Genomic DNA, 20,306 nt, shown 5'->3' with positions numbered 1-20,306 from the left:
GGATTATCTTAATTTGACAATCCTTTTAATAAATAAAGTTCAAATAATTCTGCAATTTTTCCTTTTTCTAGCGGTTCGTGATTTTTTTCCCAATCAAAAATAAGCGATACGTATAGACGAAGCATAATAAATGCTGTAATTTCTGGATCACATTTGCTAATTTCACCTTTTTCAATCGCAATCTTTAAATACGATTGAATAACAGAAACGATTTCCACATCAACTTGTTGCATAACTTCTTGTACTTCTTTCGTTCCCATATCGCGCTCTTCTTGAATTAATTTAATCATGAGCTGATGTTCTTTTCTAAATTCCAAGATGCTATATAATGCTCTATGTACATTTTCAAAAAATGAAACATCTGAACGAATTGCACTTTCTGCAACTTGCTTCATTTCTGTAATTAAATTAGAAATAATTTCACCAAATAGCTCTTCTTTATTTTTGAAAAAAGTATAAATCGTTCCTTTTCCTACATTCGCTAACTTCGCTACTTGATCCATCGTTGTTGCTTTATAACCGAACGCTGAAAAAGACTTTGTTGCAGCCTCAATAATAGAACGTTTTCGATCTATTGCCACATCATCACCTCCAAAAATGACCAATTGGATAATATAGTCAATTGGTACATCTTTGATATTACCACACGCTTACATTCTATACAAGTTCTCTTTTTATTATTTCCAATATAAAAAAATTCCAGTCAAGTTATATCATACTGTCCATAGTTTATCAAAAAGTATACTTGTATGGAAAGCTAGAATATATTCGTAAATAATTGCTGACTAGATCCCACTAGAAATTTAATAAAATAGACAGTGTTCTTAAAACCAACGGTTTAAGAACACTGTCTATTATTTTGACATAGAAAGTAATATTTTCTCCATTTCTTTCTTAGTTAGCTCATCATCGATTATCTCTTCGTATATCTTTGTATCTCTTGTAAAAATATCATTCACTATGACAATTTGATAATCACTATTCTTACCTTGTGCTGGTACAAACATTTTAAGGCCTCTTAACTTCCCCTCTCCATGAGAAGATTTATTATAGACCATTCCTTTCCCGTCTAAACTATAACTTTCTAAATTCTCTTCTCCAGGCATCATATAGTGTAGTGGATCCTTACCACCATTAACATTACCATCCATATACATCCTTGACTGATAAATCGTAAAACCATATTTCCCTTTTGTATATTCTGATTTAATAACTAATTCTACATCTCTTCCAAAATATGAGTCAGCCCATTCTCTCTTTAGCTCATAACCTTCTGGTATATAAGTCGGCTGCTTAATTTGATACGGTACATGTTCTTTTGCTTCTTCTATAGTATATGTTAAAGACTTCTCCAGCTTATCTCCAAGCGGCTTTAATGTCTTCTCAATAGTAGCTAATCTTTCTTGATCAGCTTTCTTCAAGCGTTCAGGTTTATATTCCTTTGTATCTCCATCATAATTCTCAGGCACATTTTTCTTAACCATTGCTTTTTTATGAATTTCTTGCGCTTCCTTAAATAATCGAACATACTGCTCAAATTCTTCTTTTGTAAAATTCTTTTCTGCCAAATACAAAAAATCTGTATTCTTTTTATATGACGTTATTGACATCCCCCATTCTCTACTTGCATTCTCTGGTGTACCTAATACTGTTTCTATCGCTTTTTCAAATGCCGCTTTAGATTGCTTTTTTTCTACAACTTTTTCTTTCTGTCTTTCATCTCCCTCAGTTATCCTTGCATTTAATAAAAATCCGCCTGCTATAGTTGCTATAGCAATAATCCCAAGTAAAGAAAGACGATACGATTTCTTTTGGAATTTTTTAATCATAATGATTCTCCTTTTTAGTGTTCGTTTATTTCTACTTAAATTTGCTAGGCTTGGTACTTGATAGGAATAGTGTTCTAAAAGGGTAATAATTGTATGACCGTATGCAATTTGTTCCTCTTTATCTATAAAAGTAAGTGCATATGCATCACAGGCTAATTCTTGATCTTCTCGCATACAAAAATAGGCGTACCAAAGAATCGGATTGAACCAATTTAATAGGATTAAACTGTACATAATCCAATTTACAGCTACATCGTTTCTCTTAATATGAGCTAACTCATGGTAAAAGACATATTGTAATTGTTGCTCATTTAATACTTTCATATGTTTTTTTGATAGTAATACTTTCGGACGAAAGAAACTAAACACAGTTGGGCTCGCAATCTTTCCCGCTAGACGTAACGAAACTGCCTTCTTCATTTTCATAGACTGCTTACAGCGATTAAACACTGTAATGGCCTGTTCATCTGTAATATCGGGTTGTTTCTTTATGTACGAATATAACCGTCTATTTGTAAGAAACGTGATGGTTGCTAATATGATTACCCCAGCTAGCCAAACATACAAAGCAAGTTTGTATAAAGAAAATGTAGTCTGTTTTTCCAAACTGACTTCTACTTCCGGTTCGCTAGTTTTTGTCACCATTTTAGGATTTGATTCCAATTCCACTTTACGGTCGCTTTCTATGTTCACTATATTCTCAGTAGCCGGCATATTTTTTGGAATCACTTCCGATACACTAGAACGATAGGAAAGTAATGAGTAAATGCTATAAGAGCTATCTGGCGACCACGGTAAAAGGAGTCTTATCATTAATACGATCCACAGCATATATTGCCACCGGGGGGTTAATTTATTTCTAAATAGAACTTTTATACATAAAATAAATCCAACTAATATGCTAGCCATAAGTGACGTTTCTATAAGCCAATCAAAAAAATGAGGAAGGTATACATTTATAAGCGTGTTTATCATTTTTATCGATCCTTCCTCTTATTCTCCTCTGTCTTCTCATCTAAAATGCGTTTTAATTCATTAATATCTTCTGAAGATAATTTCTCCTCTTTTAAGAAATTAACAAGTAATGGTTTAAACGCTGCACCGCAAAAACGCTTTAGTAAAGATTTCGTTTCCACTTGCAAATAATTATCTTGTGATACTAACGGATAATAAGCATACATTCGCCCTTTATCTTGATGGTAAGAAACGGCTTCCTTTTGTACTAATCGATTAATTAATGTGCGGATTGTTTTTGGTTTCCAGTCCATTGTATCTTCCAGTTCTTCTATAATTTCATTCGCTGTTTGTGGAGAATTCGACCAAAGTACTTTCATAATTTCTAATTCTGCTTCAGATATTTTAGGTAATTGATTTGTCATCGTATGTTTCACTCCTAAGTATTACATTCGTAATCTACAATTAAGATTACAAATGTAATACTTAATTGTCAACCATATTTTAGAAAAAATTAATTCCAGCTAACCTTACTTCACAACAACAAAATTCCTCTTTTTTAAATAATCAAATAAAAAAACAAGAAAATCTTTACAATTAATAGTAATATAGAAAATAGAAAAGTTTATCAAAACAGTGGAGGCTTTTTCATTCATGATGCGTGCACTTCGTTTAAATATAAAGCAAGCTTTTTGTAGTCGTATTTCTTTCATTATGATGCTTAGTGGATTCGTTCTTATTTGCATTTATCACTATTATTATGTAATTCGTTATTTAGGAGACGCAGCAAATGGTCCTATATCAACAGATTTAAAATGGATTGGATTTCGCGACAATGAAATGGATGTTTATTTATTATTAATGCCAGTTATTGCGAGTTTCCCCTTTAGTACAAGTTACAATTCGGATAAGTCCGATGGTTTTAAACCGTTTGTGAGTAAGGGGATTTCTATATTTCCTTATTCCGTAGCGAAATATATCGTTACGTTTTTTTGCGGAGGATTTCTTTATATACTTCCATTCATCTTATCGTTATTATTTTGCAAATTAACCATTCCAGACGGAACACCTACGGTTGGGTCAGGCATCATAAATGCTGATGGAATGTTCGCAAACCTATATTTTGATGCGCCTCTCACTTACATTACTGTATATATCGGAATTAATTTTTTATTTGCAGGTTTAATGGCCCTTTTAGGACTTGCTGCATCTGTATGGTCACAAAAAGACTATATGGCAATTCTCTTTCCATTTGCAGCCGCCTCCATTCCGTACGTCCTGCTAAATACAATACTTCCTTCAATAGGCGGAGCACCTTTTCATTTATATGATCCGAAACAACCATTGCAAGGCATGTCACCATATATTTTAATGACGCAATGTGCTTTCTTCCTTTTCGTTAGCTTACTTATGTATATACAAGGAGTAAAGCGGGATAGAAAAAAATATAAAAGAAGACTGCAAAAAAGAGAGCGGTGTAGAAAAGCGTTTCAAGTATAATAAAACCCTAATTTCCTTACTATATTGGAAATTAGGGTTTATTTACTATTCACTTACGGTGTACCAGCCAACCCCCATAAAATAACGACCGCTACAAAATAAATCGCTTTAATACCTACAACTAAACATAATGAAACAATTGCATATTTACTTAATTCTCTTCTTGCACCTATTAAAGTGAAAATAACCGCCAAACTAAATGTTATATAAGAAGCTGCTGTATGTATTAAGTTATACGTAATATCTAGATTGCTTGTAAGTCCTGTTATATCAGCTACAAACTGAAGCATGATGATCGTACTAAAAAAAATTGCAAACTGATTCATTACCTTTCCATTTATTTGTAACTGCATTGTTGTCCCCCTCGTTAAAAACTAAATATTCAATCAATTTTATCATTAGATTACAAAAAAAGGAATCATCTCTTTATACTATTCTATAACGATGCAAAAAAAGAACGCTTAGTCACCTAAGCGTTCCCCACTTTAAGAAGCCTTCTTCAAATCAATTTGAGCAAGTACTGGGTCGTGGTCACTTACACGTCCGTGCTCTTTCATTATGTTTGAGTTTAAGTGCACTGGATCTACAATTGTGTGCGGTGCGATGTTGTTTGTTACTAAAATATGATCTAACACTTGCGCATTTCCTTCGTGAATGTACGTGTAACGATTCTCTTTCGGTACTGTGTTTAACATATCTTTTAAGATTGTTCCCTCTAGTGTTTTTAGTGGTTTAGAGAATTCGAAATCGTTCATATCACCTAACACGACAACTGGTGCATTCGTATTCTTTTTCTGAATTCCTTGTACGAAATGATTTACTTCTTGCGCTAACTGAATTCGTTTGTCTTCACTTTTTAATACGAGCGGCTGCACTTTTCCAAATGGCGTTGCATCTCCTATTTTTGAGTTTAAGTGATTTGCAACGACAACAATGTTTTGTCCTTGGAACGTAAATTCTGCCGCTAACGGTTTACGTGTACTTTCAAATAATGGATTTTCGTCTCCAATACGAACGACATTTTTATCAAGTAACTTCGGTACCGTCGCTAATTTCACGCGTGATGGATTATAGAAGAAACCGACGCGAATATTCGCTCCTGGTGCTCCTCCGTCTTGATTATTGTTTGGAGCGATTTCTACATACTCATACTTTGGCCCGCGAATTTCTAGAACTGCATCAATGATACGTTTTGCGCTTAATGACGCATCTGTTGTACCGTCATTAATTGATCCGTTATTATCTTGCATTTCCTCTACACCGATAATATCTGGCATTTTTAAATTGTATTTAATAGAATACGCTAACGCTTTTACCTTTTCATCTGTTGTTTCTTTTTTATTCGCCGAGAAGTTTTCAATGTTATATGTAGCAACCGTTAACTTATCAAGACGAGGCTGAATATTTGCCCCTACTTGCTTAAATCCACCATCCACTACAGCTGGCAGTTCTGTTATTGGCGAAATGCGGAACGAACCGTAATCATATCCGACTACCCCTGTTATATCTCCAGTGAAAGTATCTCCTACTTTTGCTACATAATCGCGAGGTACTTTTACAGAAAGGCGCTCTGGGTTTAATTGATTTTCATCTAATAGAGGTGTTCCATATTGTGTTACTATTTTATCTCCACCATTTTTTACTGTTACATATAAATTTCCGTTTTTCTGAGGTGTAATGATTTTTGGTGTTGGCATCGTAACACGCATACCTTCTATACTTTCATAGAAGTCGATTGCATCTTCAGTTGGATCAAATAAACCAAATGCATCATTATCAATAATCTGGTCCGGGATTTTCACACCGTTTTCGCCAAGTACAATCGGTGCCGGCAAAGATTGATCTTTTGCGACTACAGCAACGCGACTCGCCTTAATTTCTGTCGTCGTTAAGTCTGTTTCAAATCGCTCTGCATATCCTGGTCCAACATATTCTTCTACTACTCCATCAACTTGAATAAGATCTCCTACTGCTACATTCGCATCTTTTTTATATACGTACATACCTTCTGAAGTAGCTGGATCATTATCTGGTTGATTATCTTCTATATAAAAGCCGTTTTTATCAAGCGCTGTGACAACGCCTTCCACATTGTATACTTTCTTCCCGTTGTAAGGAGACATATGTGATTTTCCTTGAATGTCATGAATACGAACCTGTTCATTATTTACGATAATAAATGAAAATGTCGAAATTGCTGAAGGAGTAAGTCCTTCTTTTTCTGCGATTGCTTTTACTACACTATTTTCATTCACTATAATTTGTCCATTATAACGAACACTTTTATTATTAGGATTAGAGCCATCTAACGTATAGTAGATTGTTGCGCCTTCTATATTCGTCGTTAATGTTACCGCTGTTCCTTTAGCAACTTCTCCGCCGTTCGGTGAAGCTACTACATCGCTAACACGGTTTTGTCCTTCACCTTGAAACTTATAAGCCGTTACTGATTTTAGACCTGGGTTACTAAAATATAATTCAAGAGTCCCAGTCAAAATAACTTTCTTCCCGATATTTTCAGGGTGATCTTTTACATTCACTGCCGTTCTCACATCACCTTTCGGTAACTGAACGGGCATGATTTTGTCTGGATTCGTTTCGTTTGGCGAATCTGCAATTGCTACGTTTGTATCATCAAACTTAGCTGGATCCTTCGTATATTTAGAAGAACTTTGCGTATATCCAACAATATATCCTTCTACTATCCCCTTCGTTTTCCCTTGCTGCTTAAATACTTCAATTGCTTTTTCTACTGACATAGAAGCAGTTTCTTCTGCTTGCGCTAAAGTTCCAGTAAATGAAAGCAATAGCAAGAATGATAAAAAGACACTTAACAATTTCTTCACAGCCATTTTCCTCTCTCTATTTCATATTTTCTCAGCATTTCTATCATAACAAATGATTCGTTATATAGAACTATATTTCGACAAATTTTACAAAAGATTTATTTAATTTACAAGCTTTCAAACTATAATACAAAATAATAATTTTACACCTTCTACAAATACACTCTATAATGTTAGAGAGAGAAAACAGAAAATATCGACATTTAATTGGCATGTAAAATGGATTCATTTGAATAGGAGTGATTGGATGGAAGTGCAAACAGAAACATACCGCGCAGCTATGAATGGAACATTAGAACGTCATTTTTCAGATATGATTGCCGTTATACCAACTAGAATTACAATTGAGCAGTTAAAACAGCGACTAGAAACGATCGCTACTAAAGTTGATGATTTAAAAATTGTTTATAGTGATGAGACAAGCCTTATTGTTGAATTACATATGGGTGAAACAGTCATACCGTATGAACTGCATATTGATGAACCGAACGATCCAGAAGGATATAAAATGTACAATAGACAAGATACTACAATCGTAGATCGTAATTTTGAAGATGCAGCTTTCGGCACTGAAATTTTCACTCGTACGCTATTTGTAGGCGATGTACTGGACTGCTTTTTCCAGCAGTTACAGTTCTTATGGAATCTCGCCCCAGATTTGTTATTTGTAATCGATTCAAGTGCAGCAATGAAAGTGATATCTAGAAGCTATATTGAATATCACGTTGAAAATGAATTATTACCTGACATTCCTGACTTATACGTTATTCATTCCGTTTATGAAGACGATAAAGACGGTGAGCCTACGCAATATTGGTTTCATACACATGGTCTTTTAAGAGCAGGCGTAACTGAAATAGAGTTAATTATTCCAAATCGCATTTCTTCCTACTACGGCATTAGCGATCTCTTTCAAACATTTGCTAATAATGCCGTTGAGAATGGACAAGTCCCTATGAATGAGCCTATCGTTATCGCGCATAGTCAGCAAGGTTCTATACATACAGTCGCTGTTCCGTGGGAAAAAGGATTATCTTATATAGGGCATAAAACGAGTATGGACCAATTATCTTCAATCGAAGATGAGGAAGTGAGTCTACAACCAATAGATTCACAAAATGCATTCTTAGGCGGAATGGATGCCCGAGATGAATACCATCAATCTCCATCCGTTCTCTTATTCAAATTTAATACTTCAGAAGAATATATTGAAAGTTTTTTCAAAGAACACGAGGAAGCTACAGGGCTCATGTTCTATAAAACAAATAGTGAAACCGATCGTATGGCTTACAATGCGAAAAATACTTTTGGGTATTTCAGCAACATTTTTCACATTGAACAATCAAATGAAGATTTTCGTTTCCTTGCTAAGTTTGGCGTCTCCTACGAAGAAGGAAAAAGTGAACATATGTGGTTTGAAATGCAAAACATTACGGAAGATTTCATTCAAGGAATACTCATTAATGAACCATATTTCATAGAAGATATGAGTGAAGGAAATAGTTATCATTTAGATTTTGATAACTTAACAGAATGGGTTATTTATGCAGGAGATGCTGTTATAAAGCCAAATAACTTATATATGTTTATTGGCGAATAAGTATTTTATATAATAAACGAAACGCCTTCAATATGATTGAAGGCGTTTCGTTTATTGTGCGATTAATTCAGCATCTATTACTTTCTCCAAATGAGATAATACACGCTTTGCAGCTTCCTCACCTTGATTAATACAATCTGGAAGTCCAGCACCAGCATAGGAGCTACCTGCCAAGTATATACCAGGCAACTCTTTCTCCATAAATGTTGTGAGCTTTTTCATTCGCTCGTTATGGCCTACTGTATATTGAGGCATCGCTTCTTTCCAGCGGCTTACGATTGTAAACTCTGGATCCTCTGTAATATCCATCGTCTTTCTTAAATCTTCTAGTACGAGCTGAACGAGCTCTTCTTCAGTTTGTTCTACAACCGCTTCATCACCAGCACGTCCAACGTAACAGCGAAGGAGTGTTTTTCCTTCTGGCGTTGTATGTGGCCATTTTTTATGCGTCCACGTACATGCTGTAATGGTGTAATCGCTATTTCGTGATACGACAAATCCTGTACCATTAATATCGCGCTGGATTGCGGACTTTTGGAAAGCAAGTGCGACATTCGCAACGGATGTGGATGGAATATTACGAAAGAAACGAAACTGCTTGTATTGAGCAAACATGGACGGCAATACTTTATGCGAAGTTGCCACTACGATAGCGTCTGCTTCTATTTCTTTTCCGTTACTAAGAGTAATCGTATAACCATCACCCTGTTTTGCAACTTTTTCAATGCGAGTTCCCTTTATTATCGTACCTTCATGCATCTTTGCTTCAAGAGATTCAACGATAGATTCTAAACCTGTTTTCACTGTTTGGAAGATTCCTTTTTTCGGTTCAGCTTTCTCTTCTTTCGGAGCGAGCGTACGCATACCGAGTGAAATGCTGCGATGTTTCTGCTCAATCTGATACATTTGCGGGAATGTTGACATTAAGCTCATTTCATCAATATCCCCTGCATAAATACCCGATAGTAACGGTTCTATTAAGTTTTCAACCACTTCGTTTCCAAGACGATGTCTGAAGAATTGTCCGAGTGATTGGTCAGATACTGGCTTTGACCTTGGCATTAATAGATCAAAACCAGCTCTTAGTTTACCAATTGGGGAGAACAGCCCGGAAAATAGAAACGGCGTAATTTGCGTTGGAATTCCCATCATTGATCCATTCGGCATTTTATGTAATCGATTGTTTACGAGGATAAATGATTGACCGGCTTGATTATTTACAAGTTCATCGCCAAGGCCTAATTCTTTCACTAATCTAGCTGCACTTTCTTTTCGTGCTAAGAAAGAATCCGGTCCGCGCTCAATTGTAAATCCATCTTTTCGAACGGTTTGAATTTTTCCGCCAAGTTTACCCGATGCTTCTATAAGTAATGTATCAATCGGCAAGTTTTTTTCATGAATATTTTTTTGTAAGTTATACATTGCTGTTAATCCAGTAATACCTCCGCCGACGATCACAACTTTTTTCCTCAAGCAGGCTCCCCCTTTCTTCTTACAGTACAGATTCTTTTTTCTTTAATACAACATCTGTTAAACAATCAATAAATGCGTCCGATGCATTTGGCATTTCTGGACGATAATATTTCGCACCAATTTCATCCGTTACAACTTTACACTCAAAGTCGTTGTCATATAAAACTTCTAAATGTTCCGCAACAAATCCAACTGGTGCATATACGAATGAAGTATAACCGTGCTTTTCATTTAGTTCTCTCGTTAAATCTTGTACATCTGGACCAATCCAAGGATCTGGTGTGTTTCCTGCACTTTGCCAGCCTACTGCATAGTTTGCTACTTCAGCTCCGCGCGCGATATAATCCGCTGTTTCATTTAATTGATCTGGATATGGATCGCCCATTGCAATAATTTTCTCTGGTAAGCTATGTGCAGATACAATTAATACTGCTTTTTCACGCTCTGCATCTGACATACCGTTATATATACCTTTCACTGCATCAACCCAGTACTGGATGAATTTCGGCTCTTTATACCAGCTATCAATGCCATGAATTGTTAAGTTTCCAAGTTTCTCAGCTTCTTCTTGTGCTCGTCCAACGTATGATTTCACGCTAAACGTAGAATAATGAGGTGCAAGAACAAGTGCGATTGCATCTTGTATTCCGTCGTTATGCATATCTTTCACTGCATCTTCAATAAACGGTTCAATATGTTTTAAGCCAAGATACATATGGTACTCTACTTCATCTTGTACTTCATTTAAGCGCTTCTCTAACTTCTTAGCTTGCTCTAATGTAATAGTAGCTAAAGGAGAAATACCACCAATTGCACGGTAACGCTCTGTTAAATCTTCCAACATTTCAGGACTTGGCTTTCTTCCTCTGCGAATATGTGTATAGTAACGTTCAATATCTTCTTCTTTATATGGCGTTCCGTATGCCATTACAAGCAAACCAATTTTCTTTTTCATACAGCAATTCTCCTTTACTTCGCTAACTTCCCTTTAGAATATTCATGAATAAATGTAGTTAAACGTTTTAATGTATCTGGATTTACTTCTGGGAACACACCGTGACCTAAGTTAAAGATATAACCCGGCTGTTTCATCCCTTGATCTAAAATACCTTTTACATGTTCTTCAATAACAGACCATGGTGCAAGTAAGAATGAAGGGTCCATATTTCCTTGTACCGCCTTAAGAACGCCGCGTGCACGTGCTTCTTCAATCGGTAAGCGCCAGTCTAAGCCGACTACATCAAGCGGTAAGTCGTGCCACTCATTCACTAAGTGTGCAGCTCCTACGCCGTGCATAATCATCGGTACACCCATCTTACGAACTTCTGCAAAAATACGCTCCATTGCTGGTTTAATAAATACGCGATAATCTGCTACATTTACTGTTCCAACCCAAGAATCGAAAATTTGAACTGCTTTTGCTCCTGCGTTAATTTGCGCTTTTAAATATGTAATAACCATATCTGCTAGCTTATCCATTAAAGCAAACCAAGCTTTTGGCTCTGCATACATGAACGCTTTCGTATTATGGTAGTTACGAGATGGACCGCCTTCAATCATATAGCTCGCTAATGTAAATGGAGCTCCTGAAAAACCGATTAACGGTACGTCTAACATTTCTGTCGTTAATAAACGAATTGTATCTAGTATGTACGGTACATCATCTTCTGGATTGATTTCCCCTAGTTTTTCTACGTCTTGTAAAGAACGGATTGGGTTATCGATAACTGGGCCAATACCTGATTTAATTTCTACATCCACACCAATTGCAGGTAGTGGTGACATAATATCTTTATAAAGAATTGCTGCGTCTACGTTATATTGATCAACCGGCAATTTTGTAACGTAAGCACATAACTCTGGATTGTGTGTAATTTCAAATAAAGAATACTTTTCTTTAATCTTTCTATATTCCGGCTGTGAACGACCTGCTTGACGCATATACCATGCTGGTACATAATCGGTACGTTCCCCCCTACATGCTTTTAAAAATGTCTCATTTATAGTTCTTACCAAGACCCTTGCTCCCTTCCTTACCAATGCTTCGAATACGTTCGATATTTATCTTTTTTTACTATACAGCTTGTAAAAACAAAATGCATAATATTATGTACGTTGTTCATTAAATTGACACAAACATTCGTAAAAACGCTTACTATTTTCACAACATTCTTATTATAACACAGAGAAAAACTATGGTTTAGCTACTTTTGACTTTTCTCCTTCGCGATTCGTTTGTGAATTATATGGTACAACGTAAAAGCTCGGTTTTGAAAATATGTTAACGAACTTTTCCTCATATTCTCCAGCACCATTTACAGTGCTAACATGCGTATGAATTCCGTTCTCCACTCTATAGATTCGGTACATAATTCTGTTATCTGGAAGTGGCGTCCAACTTAATTTTGCTTTAAATAAACCGAAAGGGCTAAATGATAGTTTCATTTTTACATCTTCAATTTTGCGCAGCCGAATCGGAGCACCGATTGTTTCCACACCTTCAGGCTTCATAAACTTCTCTTTATGTTCTACATTAGCCTTCGTTAAAATTTTCTTAAACAATTTTGTCGCAGATGCACTTTCTCCTTGCAACTGATGTTCCTTATCCGTACGGTCATAACCAATCCAAACAGCGCCTACTAAGTTCGGTGTATAGCCGACGAACCACATATCTCTTGCTCCCTTATCGTCATTTGGCAATGAAGTTGTACCCGTTTTTCCAGCTAGCGCACCGTTATATACACCTGCTCTCGCTGTCCCCTCCTTCACAACTCCTTCTAACATTTTCGTCATATACCATGCTGTCTGCTTCGAGAAGATTTTCGTCTCTACTTTTGGAGATTCCCCAATGACTGCACCGTGTCTATTTAATACTTTATCAATAACGTGCGGCTCGATAATATTTCCATTTGCTAAAAATGAACGATACATTTTTACAAGATCAAATGTTGAAACGCCATTTTTCAATCCGCCAAGCGCTGTACTTAAACCAGCATCTGCAATATGGACATTTCCTTTTTCTAAATATTGCTTTCCTTCTTCTACCCCTAACTCATTTAATAAAGAAACTGCCGGTACGTTTGCCGACTCTAAAATCGCATCATACATCGTCATTTCTTTTGAATACTCATGATTATAATTTCGAGGTTCATACCCTTCAAAAGAATTTCTTTCATTCGTTAATAAAGAATACGGATTATACTTTTTCGTTTCTAGTGCTGGTGCATAAACGATAAGTGGTTTTAAAACAGATCCGGGCTGCCTTTTGGCAAAAACACGATTAAATCCTCTCGGGACGTACTTTCTTCCCCCAATCGCCGCTTTAATCCCTCCCGTACGATTATCCATTAATAAAAATGCACCTTGTGCCCCTTCTTCTTTCCCAGGAAAATTCCTTGCATCTTGAAACTGGTTATACGCTACCTTTTGAATTTTTTCATCCATAGGTACGACAAACGTATATCCTCCGCGAAGTACTTCTTGATGAGACAATCCGTATAAACGAGCTGCTTCATCTATGACCATATCAATATACGGCATATATGCGAGCTCATTTTCGTCTAAGTTTTTATATAAAGCAATCGTCTTTCCTTGATAACGTACGCTATCTTCGGCAGTCAAATAGCCTTGTTTATGCATAAGTGACAATACTAGATCGCGGCGTTCCTTACTCTTCTCTGCAGAATAGTACGGTGAATATCCGTTTGGTGACTTCGGAAGGCCTGCAAGCATTGCCCCTTCCTCTACTGTTAAATCCTCAACATTTTTATTAAAATATAACTTTGCTGCTGCTTGAATACCGTAAGCCCCATGACCAAAATAAATATGGTTCATATACATTTCAAGAATTTGTTGCTTCGTATATTTTTGCTCTAATTGAAGAGAAATTGCGACTTCCTTCAATTTGCGCGTAAATGTTTTTTCACGAGTTAAAAAGACGTTTTTAGCGAGTTGCTGCGTAATGGTACTACCGCCCTCTACCTTTTCTCCAGCTAACGTATCTTTATAAAGAGCACGGAATATAGAGGGATAATCAATTCCTTGATGCTCATAAAAACGAGAATCTTCCACCGCAACAAATGCCTGTTGCACATACTTCGGAATTTGCTCGATCGGTACGAGCTCTCTATTTTCTACGTATAATTTCGTAATTTCTTTCCCTTTCTGGTCAACGATACGTGATGAAGAGTGGAAAACGAGCTGCTTTTCATCCATCATATAGCCACCAGCTAACACGATAAGTTTATAGAGTACAATCGCTACTACGAACGTTGCGACGCCGCCTAATAAAGTCCACTTTACTTTCTTCATACATCGTCCTTCTTTCCAAATGATGGTACATTTATTATTTGAAAAAGAAGTATCTTTATGTATATTATCTTCGAAGTTTTTTAAGAGAGTTGATATAATAGAAACAAACTATTAAGGGGGCATTAAAATGAAGGCTATTATTTCATATGAAACACCTCTAGAACAAGCACATTTCACTGCAAAAAATGATGAAAAAAATATGTTTTATAAAGAAAATACAGAAGAATCTGTAGAAGGCTCACTTAAGTATGACGTACTAGATGCTGTCGGTGAATTTAAAGGACAACCTGGCTATATCGTTTGTAACAACATTTCTGTCACAGACGAAGGTCGCCCTGTATTTGAAAACCGCTTTAAAAACCGCGCAGGCCTTATCGAAAACGAACCAGGATTCCAAGCGATCCGTGTTCTACGCCCATTAAGTAACGATACATATGTTATCTTAACGATGTGGGAAACAGAGCAAAACTTTAAAGACTGGACAGAATCACGTTCATTCGAAAACGCTCATAAAAAACGTCCCACGCAAGCAGAAGGACAAGCTCCGGCACATCCACATGCGGAACAGCAAAAGAGTATTTTCTCACGTCCATCTTTTGTGACTACTTTTAATGTGTTAGTTTAATTTTTTGGAGTTTGGAGTTCGGAATTCTCGGTATGTGAAATTATATCGGCGATTTTTCGAATATATCAGCGCAACTCGAATTATATCGGCGATTTTTCGAATATATCGGCGTAACTCGAATTATATCAGCGATTCTTCGAATATATCGACTTATCGACAAATCATGACATAAAAAGGAAACACCATTACACACCGGTGTTTCCTTTTTCTTTGTACCAATTATATATACGAAGTGAATCTTTTTTTCTCATATGCTTTACTTCATAACCCCGCCCCGCTACCGCTACAAGAGTTGTACATAATTCATCCTTTCTTTGAAAATACGATTGATTATAACCTACTGCTTGAACATGTCTTCTTCGCATTATTCCTGTATATTTCGAAAAATCACGATATACAACCGTTAGTTGATTTTCTCTTAATTCATAACCGCCGCTTTTATATCTAGCATACGCAAGTAACGAAAATACGATAAATAACGGTAAAATAACAAACAATGCAATATATTGTTTTAAATATATACTAACGCTGGCAATTAGAACTGTTAGTATGATACTTATTAACCAGCCCATAATGAAATAACGACGCAACGCTGTTTTTGGTAAGTGAACGATCTCCGCTTCAATTTCATAAGGTAACTCTAAATATGTGAGCAGTTGCCGTACATCTTTTTTCTTCATAAACGGATGCAGCATCACTTCATTACTTGCTGCTCCAATACTGTGAATTGCTTCCACTTCAACAGCGCAATAACCAAATGGCTGGCGAAGCATACCTTCTTTTACAGTAATCGCTTGAATTCGGTGCAATTTTAAGACAAACTCTTTCTTTTCAAATAAACCTTGAACGATACGAATTTCTTCCCCTTTTCGCTCAATTTTAAAGTTTGCATATTTCAACACATATCCAGCCGTGGAAATAATCCATGAAATTGCCATTAAAATTAATGCTATTACAATTAGTTTATAAACACCGTTTCCCATCACATACGCTTCTACTTTACTTGTGAATCCTTCAGGAAGAATAAAATCAAACTTTGTGTAAAGAAGTACTAGTCCAGAAAACACTAGTCCGAACCGACCAGAGGTAATCGCTGCTGCTAAAACCTCTTTCGCTGTTAACTGATAAACCGTCTTGCTTTCTTCCTCTTCTATTTCTTCTTTTACAGTAGTTTCTTTCTTATGTAATAAAGCGATTAAATGTTTTGCCTCGTCTTCTTTAATACCAGCCAACATCACTTCTGGTTCACTACCACCACCCGCTACTTCTATATTTAACTTCATAAGTCCAAGCATCTGATAAATAACGTTAGAAGACGTACTAACATTTTGCACACGTTCTTTATTTAAATAACTTTCCTTCTTTACAAAAACACCGTGCTTTATATGTAGAATATTATTCTCAATCCAGTACACTTTAAAATACCATTTAATTGCTGAAAAAATAGCCATGATGAATAAAACAACCAGAAGAAAAAGATAAAATAAATACCAAGGTTCCACTTGTTCATCAGGTTTAAATAAAACAAGAATAATAAGTGGCAACAAACTCGCAACCCTAATACCTAACAATATTGTAATCGGATGTTGCCTCTTATACATCCTCATCACTCACTTTCGCAAGTTCTCCAATTTGTCTTTTCAGCTGTTCTGCTTCTTCTTTCGTTAAACCTGGGATACTATGAGAAGTTGCGGCTGTTGAAATATGTAATTCTGCTAAATTATACTTTCTCATGATTGGCCCTTGCTCAATCGTTACGTGCTGCACACGGATCATCGGAATAAGTACGCGTTTTACAACGAACATTCCCTTTTGAATCTCAATCTCTTCTTCATTTAATCTGTAACTATAATAGCGCTGACGTAAATTTGGAAACACAAAATAATCAAGTGGAATAAATATAATGGCTCCTGTTACTAATAGTCCAAACAACCAGCCCCACCAGTTAAAATTAATCATAAAAAAGAAATACGCAATTACGACTGTTAGTATAACTGCCGCCCCAATTAAAGCGTGAATTCGCCACACTTTCAGCATATTAGAATGAATCTCTCTTTCTAACGGCTGCATCTCATCACTCCAATTCTATGAATTTATTACTTATATATTATCAAAAAATATGAATCAAAAGCATATTAAAGAAACACATACCTCAGTTTTGAAAATTATATATTATAAATATGAATTATTTTGAACTAAAATAAACCTTACATAATTCATGCAAGGTTTATCGTTTTATGCACAATATATTTCATTATTGTTGAGATATACTAGCATCGCTTTCAATTTGATTTTCTTTTTGGCTCAGTTTTTTATCTTTAGATTTTTTTAATGTTAAAGTCATGCCAATAAAAATAAAAAGAATTCCTGTTATTTGCATTAAAGTTGGACGGAATCCAGTAAGTACAGTATCTAATAATATTGCCACTGCCGGATCTAAAAAAACTAATATTGAGATTGTTTTTGTAGATAAATAACGTAGACTATCAAAAAACAGATAATATACTATCCCTGTGTGAATAAAACCAGTAGCTATAATATATGTCCAATTACTTTGAGTGAGGCCACTAAAAGCATCTAAATCTATAAATGGTATTAAAAGAAATATCCCCAAGAATGTTTGTAAAAATGTCATTGCATACGCACTCATTTTGTTAATCCCTTTACCAAATAAAGTTGTAAATGCATAAAAGAGAGCTGCAAGAAATCCCCATATCATACCTGAAGACATTAATGAGCCGACAGAGAAGCTTCCATCGATACCAGCAATTAATAAAGCTCCTGCAAAACACACAACTATTGAAATGATAGATATTAATGTTAATTTTTCTTTAAAGACGATACTTCCAATTAACAGTACAATTACTGGTGCAAGATGATAAACTGAGATAGCAATTGTAACTGACATATTTTCAAAGGCTTTAAATAAGAAAACCCAATTAAATACTAAGAAAAAGCCACATATTAAAACTTGAATAACTTCTTTTCGTTCCCATTTATCTTGTTTATATTGCCCTGTAAGCAACCAGCATACACTTAAAAATATTGTCGCAAAAATACACCTTACAAACACTAATTCAAACGAAGGTAAGTTTGTTTGAACCGAAAAAAATCCAACTGATCCAAAGATAACCATTGACGCTATCATCTTTAAGGCCGGTACCGTTTTCTCTTGCTTAAAACTTTTTTGAAGCAAATTAATCCCCCTCCAATAAAAACTCGGTTTATAGTGAGAAAAACACCAGCCTAAAAAAGGACAGGTGCTTTTCCTCAAAAACACTCAATTATAAATTTTTCCCAGCAGTCCAACCACCATCAATTACAAAATTAGAACCAGTAATAAAGCGGGCCTGATCAGAAATCAAGTACTCAATACATGAAACAACATCCTGCGGCAACCCCCAAGTATCTAAAGATTGATTACTTTTTATCATAGACATCAAGGCTTTATTACTAAAGTATTCTTCTGTAAGTTCAGTTCTAATAACACCAGGAGAAATGCTATTTACCCTTATATTTTGCTTCCCAAATTCCATAGCCATCTGTTTAGTTAATCCGATTAAAGCATGCTTTGATGCAACATAAGCAGCTCGCTCTGGTTCAGCCATTAATCCAGAAACCGATGCTATATTCACAATACAACCTTTTATTTTCGATTCACACCATCGCTTCGCTACTTCCCTAGAAAGGATAAATGGGGCTACTAAATTTACATCAATTACTTTTTTAAACATATCATCGGATAAATGTAAAACAGGTGTTATCTCTCGAATACCAGCTGCATTTATTAATATATCAGGAGAAAGCTTTTCTAAATCTAATTGAGTAAAAAGATTATGAATTGCTTCGCTATTACTTAAATCAATTTGCACTACTTTCAAAGGCATATCTGTTTTCATATAATCTATTAAATTATTATTATTAATATCAAGCGCTATTACATGAAATGATTTTTCTAAAAAGTATTTTATACAAGCATAACCTATACCGCTATTGGCTCCAGAAATCATAATTATTTTATTCTCTCTCATTTTGTCTCCTTATAAGAAAATGTTACTAATAAAATATCGCGAAAAGCCTCCGTACTACATTCTGTTCCAAGTGGCGTTACGGCATGGAAGACCTTTTGTCCAAATACTAAAGTTTCTAAAGGCTCCTTCAAACTTATAAACTGATTAATTTCCCGAGGAGAATTAGCTATTAAATTATCTCCGCCAATAGCTGTATTACTTAAATTCATAAGGTGTAAAAACACTACTGGTTCATCATCTTTATGTAACCAAATAGGTGAACTAAAAGATGGTCTTTCTTTAGTAGCTTTATATCTTACTTGATGTAAACCTATAATTAAGTCTTTACTTGTATCTATTATATTTGTTTTAAATGCAAATTCAGTATCGAAACGCACGATATTTTGAATTAAAGGATTACATAAAAAGCTATCATTTATGCTATTGAACTGTCTAACTTTCCCGCCATCGTCATAGTTATATTCTTTAGATTGGAAGTAATCATTACTATTATCTAAAATATAATCTGGTGAATCAACATACTTTATATACCTTGAATAAGATCTAGCACGGCATTCACCGTACGCATCATCTTCCAAATTATAATAATCTAACTGTGCTTGTGTTAATAAACGATGATTCTCTTCCTCTTGTAAAAAGATTTCATTTGAGATTTCAAGGAATCCTTTAGATTCAAATTCATGTACCTTTTCTTCTATGCTAAAGCCACTCATTTTACTAAGAACAAACGTCATTATAAAAACCTCCACACTATTGTATTTTTCTATCTCACCCTATGTTAGAAATGCAATAAGTAACCGAGATTCTTGCTTAATAAAATTTAAAATTATGATATTCAATTAATACACCAAATGAAATATACGTAATTCATTAAAATTATTTATTAAGCAATATTATATATCCTTTCGGGTATTTTTTCTAATTATCTGAAGATTTATCAACATTAGTCTTAATATTCAAAAATAAAGAAATAGATTTTTCAGAAAGATAAAACTGCGTGTATTGCAATTATTTATGTATATAACTTTTTTTAAAATTATATTTGAAATATAGCTAGTTTTTTATAAATTTTTTGATATAATTACATACGGGAAAAGGGAAGAATTTTGTCTTCCCTTGTGTTTTTATTTGCATCTA

At 35.1% G+C, this 20,306-nt stretch carries 17 protein-coding genes; 3 read left to right on the top strand and 14 right to left on the bottom strand.

What is annotated here, in order from left to right:
• Positions 1-8: 8 nt before the first annotated feature.
• From BAQ53_RS05330 to BAQ53_RS05320, 3 genes are all read right to left on the bottom strand, one after another.
• The gene (locus BAQ53_RS05330) at positions 9-581 is read right to left on the bottom strand and encodes a TetR/AcrR family transcriptional regulator (RefSeq protein WP_000963382.1); all 573 of its coding nucleotides are present in this window, start codon (positions 579-581) and stop codon (positions 9-11) included.
• A 273-nt stretch (positions 582-854) separates the two neighbouring features.
• Positions 855-2,804, bottom strand: a complete 1,950-nt coding sequence (locus BAQ53_RS05325; RefSeq protein WP_208906574.1) for a M56 family metallopeptidase — start codon at positions 2,802-2,804, stop codon at positions 855-857.
• 2 nt (positions 2,805-2,806) lie between these two features.
• On the bottom strand, positions 2,807-3,208 hold the full coding sequence (locus tag BAQ53_RS05320; protein ID WP_000184507.1) for a BlaI/MecI/CopY family transcriptional regulator: 402 nt from the start codon (positions 3,206-3,208) through the stop codon (positions 2,807-2,809).
• A gap of 229 nt (positions 3,209-3,437) precedes the next feature.
• Between BAQ53_RS05320 and BAQ53_RS05315 the strand changes: the two genes are divergently transcribed.
• Complete coding sequence (locus BAQ53_RS05315) at positions 3,438-4,283, top strand: hypothetical protein (protein ID WP_208906573.1); 846 nt, start codon at positions 3,438-3,440, stop codon at positions 4,281-4,283.
• 53 nt (positions 4,284-4,336) lie between these two features.
• Here the strand turns inward: BAQ53_RS05315 and BAQ53_RS05310 are convergent, their stop codons facing one another.
• Together BAQ53_RS05310 and BAQ53_RS05305 are read right to left on the bottom strand one after the other, a co-directional pair.
• On the bottom strand, positions 4,337-4,636 hold the full coding sequence (locus tag BAQ53_RS05310) for a hypothetical protein (protein WP_001176844.1): 300 nt from the start codon (positions 4,634-4,636) through the stop codon (positions 4,337-4,339).
• Between the two features lie 132 nt (positions 4,637-4,768).
• Positions 4,769-7,135 carry a DUF6359 domain-containing protein gene (locus BAQ53_RS05305; protein ID WP_208906572.1) on the bottom strand — a complete coding sequence of 789 codons (2,367 nt, stop codon included), beginning with the start codon at positions 7,133-7,135 and terminating at the stop codon, positions 4,769-4,771.
• 241 nt (positions 7,136-7,376) lie between these two features.
• Here BAQ53_RS05305 and BAQ53_RS05300 point away from each other — a divergent pair, with 241 nt between their 5' ends.
• Positions 7,377-8,729, top strand: a complete 1,353-nt coding sequence (locus tag BAQ53_RS05300) for a DUF4026 domain-containing protein (RefSeq protein ID WP_000453723.1) — start codon at positions 7,377-7,379, stop codon at positions 8,727-8,729.
• A gap of 51 nt (positions 8,730-8,780) precedes the next feature.
• Here the strand turns inward: BAQ53_RS05300 and hemY are convergent, their stop codons facing one another.
• The 4 genes from hemY to BAQ53_RS05280 all read right to left on the bottom strand — a co-directional run bounded on the left by hemY (position 8,781) and on the right by BAQ53_RS05280 (position 14,513).
• A complete protein-coding gene (gene hemY / locus BAQ53_RS05295) occupies positions 8,781-10,202 on the bottom strand; it encodes a protoporphyrinogen oxidase (protein ID WP_001228098.1) in 1,422 nt (473 codons plus the stop codon).
• A gap of 19 nt (positions 10,203-10,221) precedes the next feature.
• Positions 10,222-11,157, bottom strand: coding sequence for a ferrochelatase (hemH, locus tag BAQ53_RS05290; RefSeq protein ID WP_000726775.1), 936 nt, complete (start codon positions 11,155-11,157; stop codon positions 10,222-10,224).
• Between the two features lie 14 nt (positions 11,158-11,171).
• Entirely contained in the window at positions 11,172-12,218 is a 1,047-nt protein-coding gene (gene hemE, locus BAQ53_RS05285; RefSeq protein ID WP_000252606.1) for a uroporphyrinogen decarboxylase, read from the bottom strand.
• Positions 12,219-12,395: 177 nt separating this feature from the next.
• Positions 12,396-14,513, bottom strand: a complete 2,118-nt coding sequence (locus tag BAQ53_RS05280; RefSeq protein ID WP_000756299.1) for a transglycosylase domain-containing protein — start codon at positions 14,511-14,513, stop codon at positions 12,396-12,398.
• A gap of 127 nt (positions 14,514-14,640) precedes the next feature.
• Between BAQ53_RS05280 and hmoB the strand changes: the two genes are divergently transcribed.
• Positions 14,641-15,138 (top strand): heme-degrading monooxygenase HmoB, encoded by a 498-nt coding sequence (gene hmoB / locus BAQ53_RS05275; RefSeq protein ID WP_000644056.1) that lies wholly within the window; start codon positions 14,641-14,643, stop codon positions 15,136-15,138.
• Positions 15,139-15,323: 185 nt separating this feature from the next.
• Here the strand turns inward: hmoB and BAQ53_RS05270 are convergent, their stop codons facing one another.
• From BAQ53_RS05270 to BAQ53_RS05250, 5 genes are all read right to left on the bottom strand, one after another.
• A complete protein-coding gene (locus tag BAQ53_RS05270) occupies positions 15,324-16,739 on the bottom strand; it encodes a PH domain-containing protein (protein ID WP_000278146.1) in 1,416 nt (471 codons plus the stop codon).
• Positions 16,732-17,208 (bottom strand): PH domain-containing protein, encoded by a 477-nt coding sequence (locus BAQ53_RS05265; RefSeq protein WP_001182719.1) that lies wholly within the window; start codon positions 17,206-17,208, stop codon positions 16,732-16,734. The genes BAQ53_RS05270 and BAQ53_RS05265 overlap by 8 nt, the downstream gene beginning before the upstream one ends.
• A 184-nt stretch (positions 17,209-17,392) precedes the next feature.
• Positions 17,393-18,334 carry a DMT family transporter gene (locus BAQ53_RS05260; RefSeq protein ID WP_000939631.1) on the bottom strand — a complete coding sequence of 314 codons (942 nt, stop codon included), beginning with the start codon at positions 18,332-18,334 and terminating at the stop codon, positions 17,393-17,395.
• A gap of 88 nt (positions 18,335-18,422) precedes the next feature.
• Positions 18,423-19,169, bottom strand: a complete 747-nt coding sequence (locus tag BAQ53_RS05255; RefSeq protein ID WP_208906571.1) for an SDR family NAD(P)-dependent oxidoreductase — start codon at positions 19,167-19,169, stop codon at positions 18,423-18,425.
• Positions 19,166-19,903 (bottom strand): 2OG-Fe dioxygenase family protein, encoded by a 738-nt coding sequence (locus BAQ53_RS05250; protein ID WP_000144819.1) that lies wholly within the window; start codon positions 19,901-19,903, stop codon positions 19,166-19,168. The genes BAQ53_RS05255 and BAQ53_RS05250 overlap by 4 nt, the downstream gene beginning before the upstream one ends.
• Positions 19,904-20,306: the final 403 nt, after the last annotated feature.

It is taken from the genome of Bacillus sp. B25(2016b), from assembly GCF_001679765.1.
GTDB lineage: Bacteria > Bacillota > Bacilli > Bacillales > Bacillaceae_G > Bacillus_A > Bacillus_A thuringiensis_K.
This window is presented reverse-complemented; position numbering and strand designations above follow the sequence as displayed.

Coding starts and splice junctions, on each gene's coding strand:
- BAQ53_RS05270 (WP_000278146.1), bottom strand. CDS start 16,739: ATGTATAAGAGGCAACATCCGATTACAATATTGTTAGGTATTAGGGTT.
- BAQ53_RS05325 (WP_208906574.1), bottom strand. CDS start 2,804: ATGATAAACACGCTTATAAATGTATACCTTCCTCATTTTTTTGATTGG.
- BAQ53_RS05255 (WP_208906571.1), bottom strand. CDS start 19,169: ATGAGAGAGAATAAAATAATTATGATTTCTGGAGCCAATAGCGGTATA.
- BAQ53_RS05280 (WP_000756299.1), bottom strand. CDS start 14,513: ATGAAGAAAGTAAAGTGGACTTTATTAGGCGGCGTCGCAACGTTCGTA.
- hmoB (WP_000644056.1), top strand. CDS start 14,641: ATGAAGGCTATTATTTCATATGAAACACCTCTAGAACAAGCACATTTC.
- BAQ53_RS05300 (WP_000453723.1), top strand. CDS start 7,377: ATGGAAGTGCAAACAGAAACATACCGCGCAGCTATGAATGGAACATTA.
- BAQ53_RS05310 (WP_001176844.1), bottom strand. CDS start 4,636: ATGCAGTTACAAATAAATGGAAAGGTAATGAATCAGTTTGCAATTTTT.
- BAQ53_RS05265 (WP_001182719.1), bottom strand. CDS start 17,208: ATGCAGCCGTTAGAAAGAGAGATTCATTCTAATATGCTGAAAGTGTGG.
- hemH (WP_000726775.1), bottom strand. CDS start 11,157: ATGAAAAAGAAAATTGGTTTGCTTGTAATGGCATACGGAACGCCATAT.
- BAQ53_RS05250 (WP_000144819.1), bottom strand. CDS start 19,903: ATGACGTTTGTTCTTAGTAAAATGAGTGGCTTTAGCATAGAAGAAAAG.
- BAQ53_RS05305 (WP_208906572.1), bottom strand. CDS start 7,135: ATGGCTGTGAAGAAATTGTTAAGTGTCTTTTTATCATTCTTGCTATTG.
- BAQ53_RS05320 (WP_000184507.1), bottom strand. CDS start 3,208: ATGACAAATCAATTACCTAAAATATCTGAAGCAGAATTAGAAATTATG.
- BAQ53_RS05315 (WP_208906573.1), top strand. CDS start 3,438: ATGATGCGTGCACTTCGTTTAAATATAAAGCAAGCTTTTTGTAGTCGT.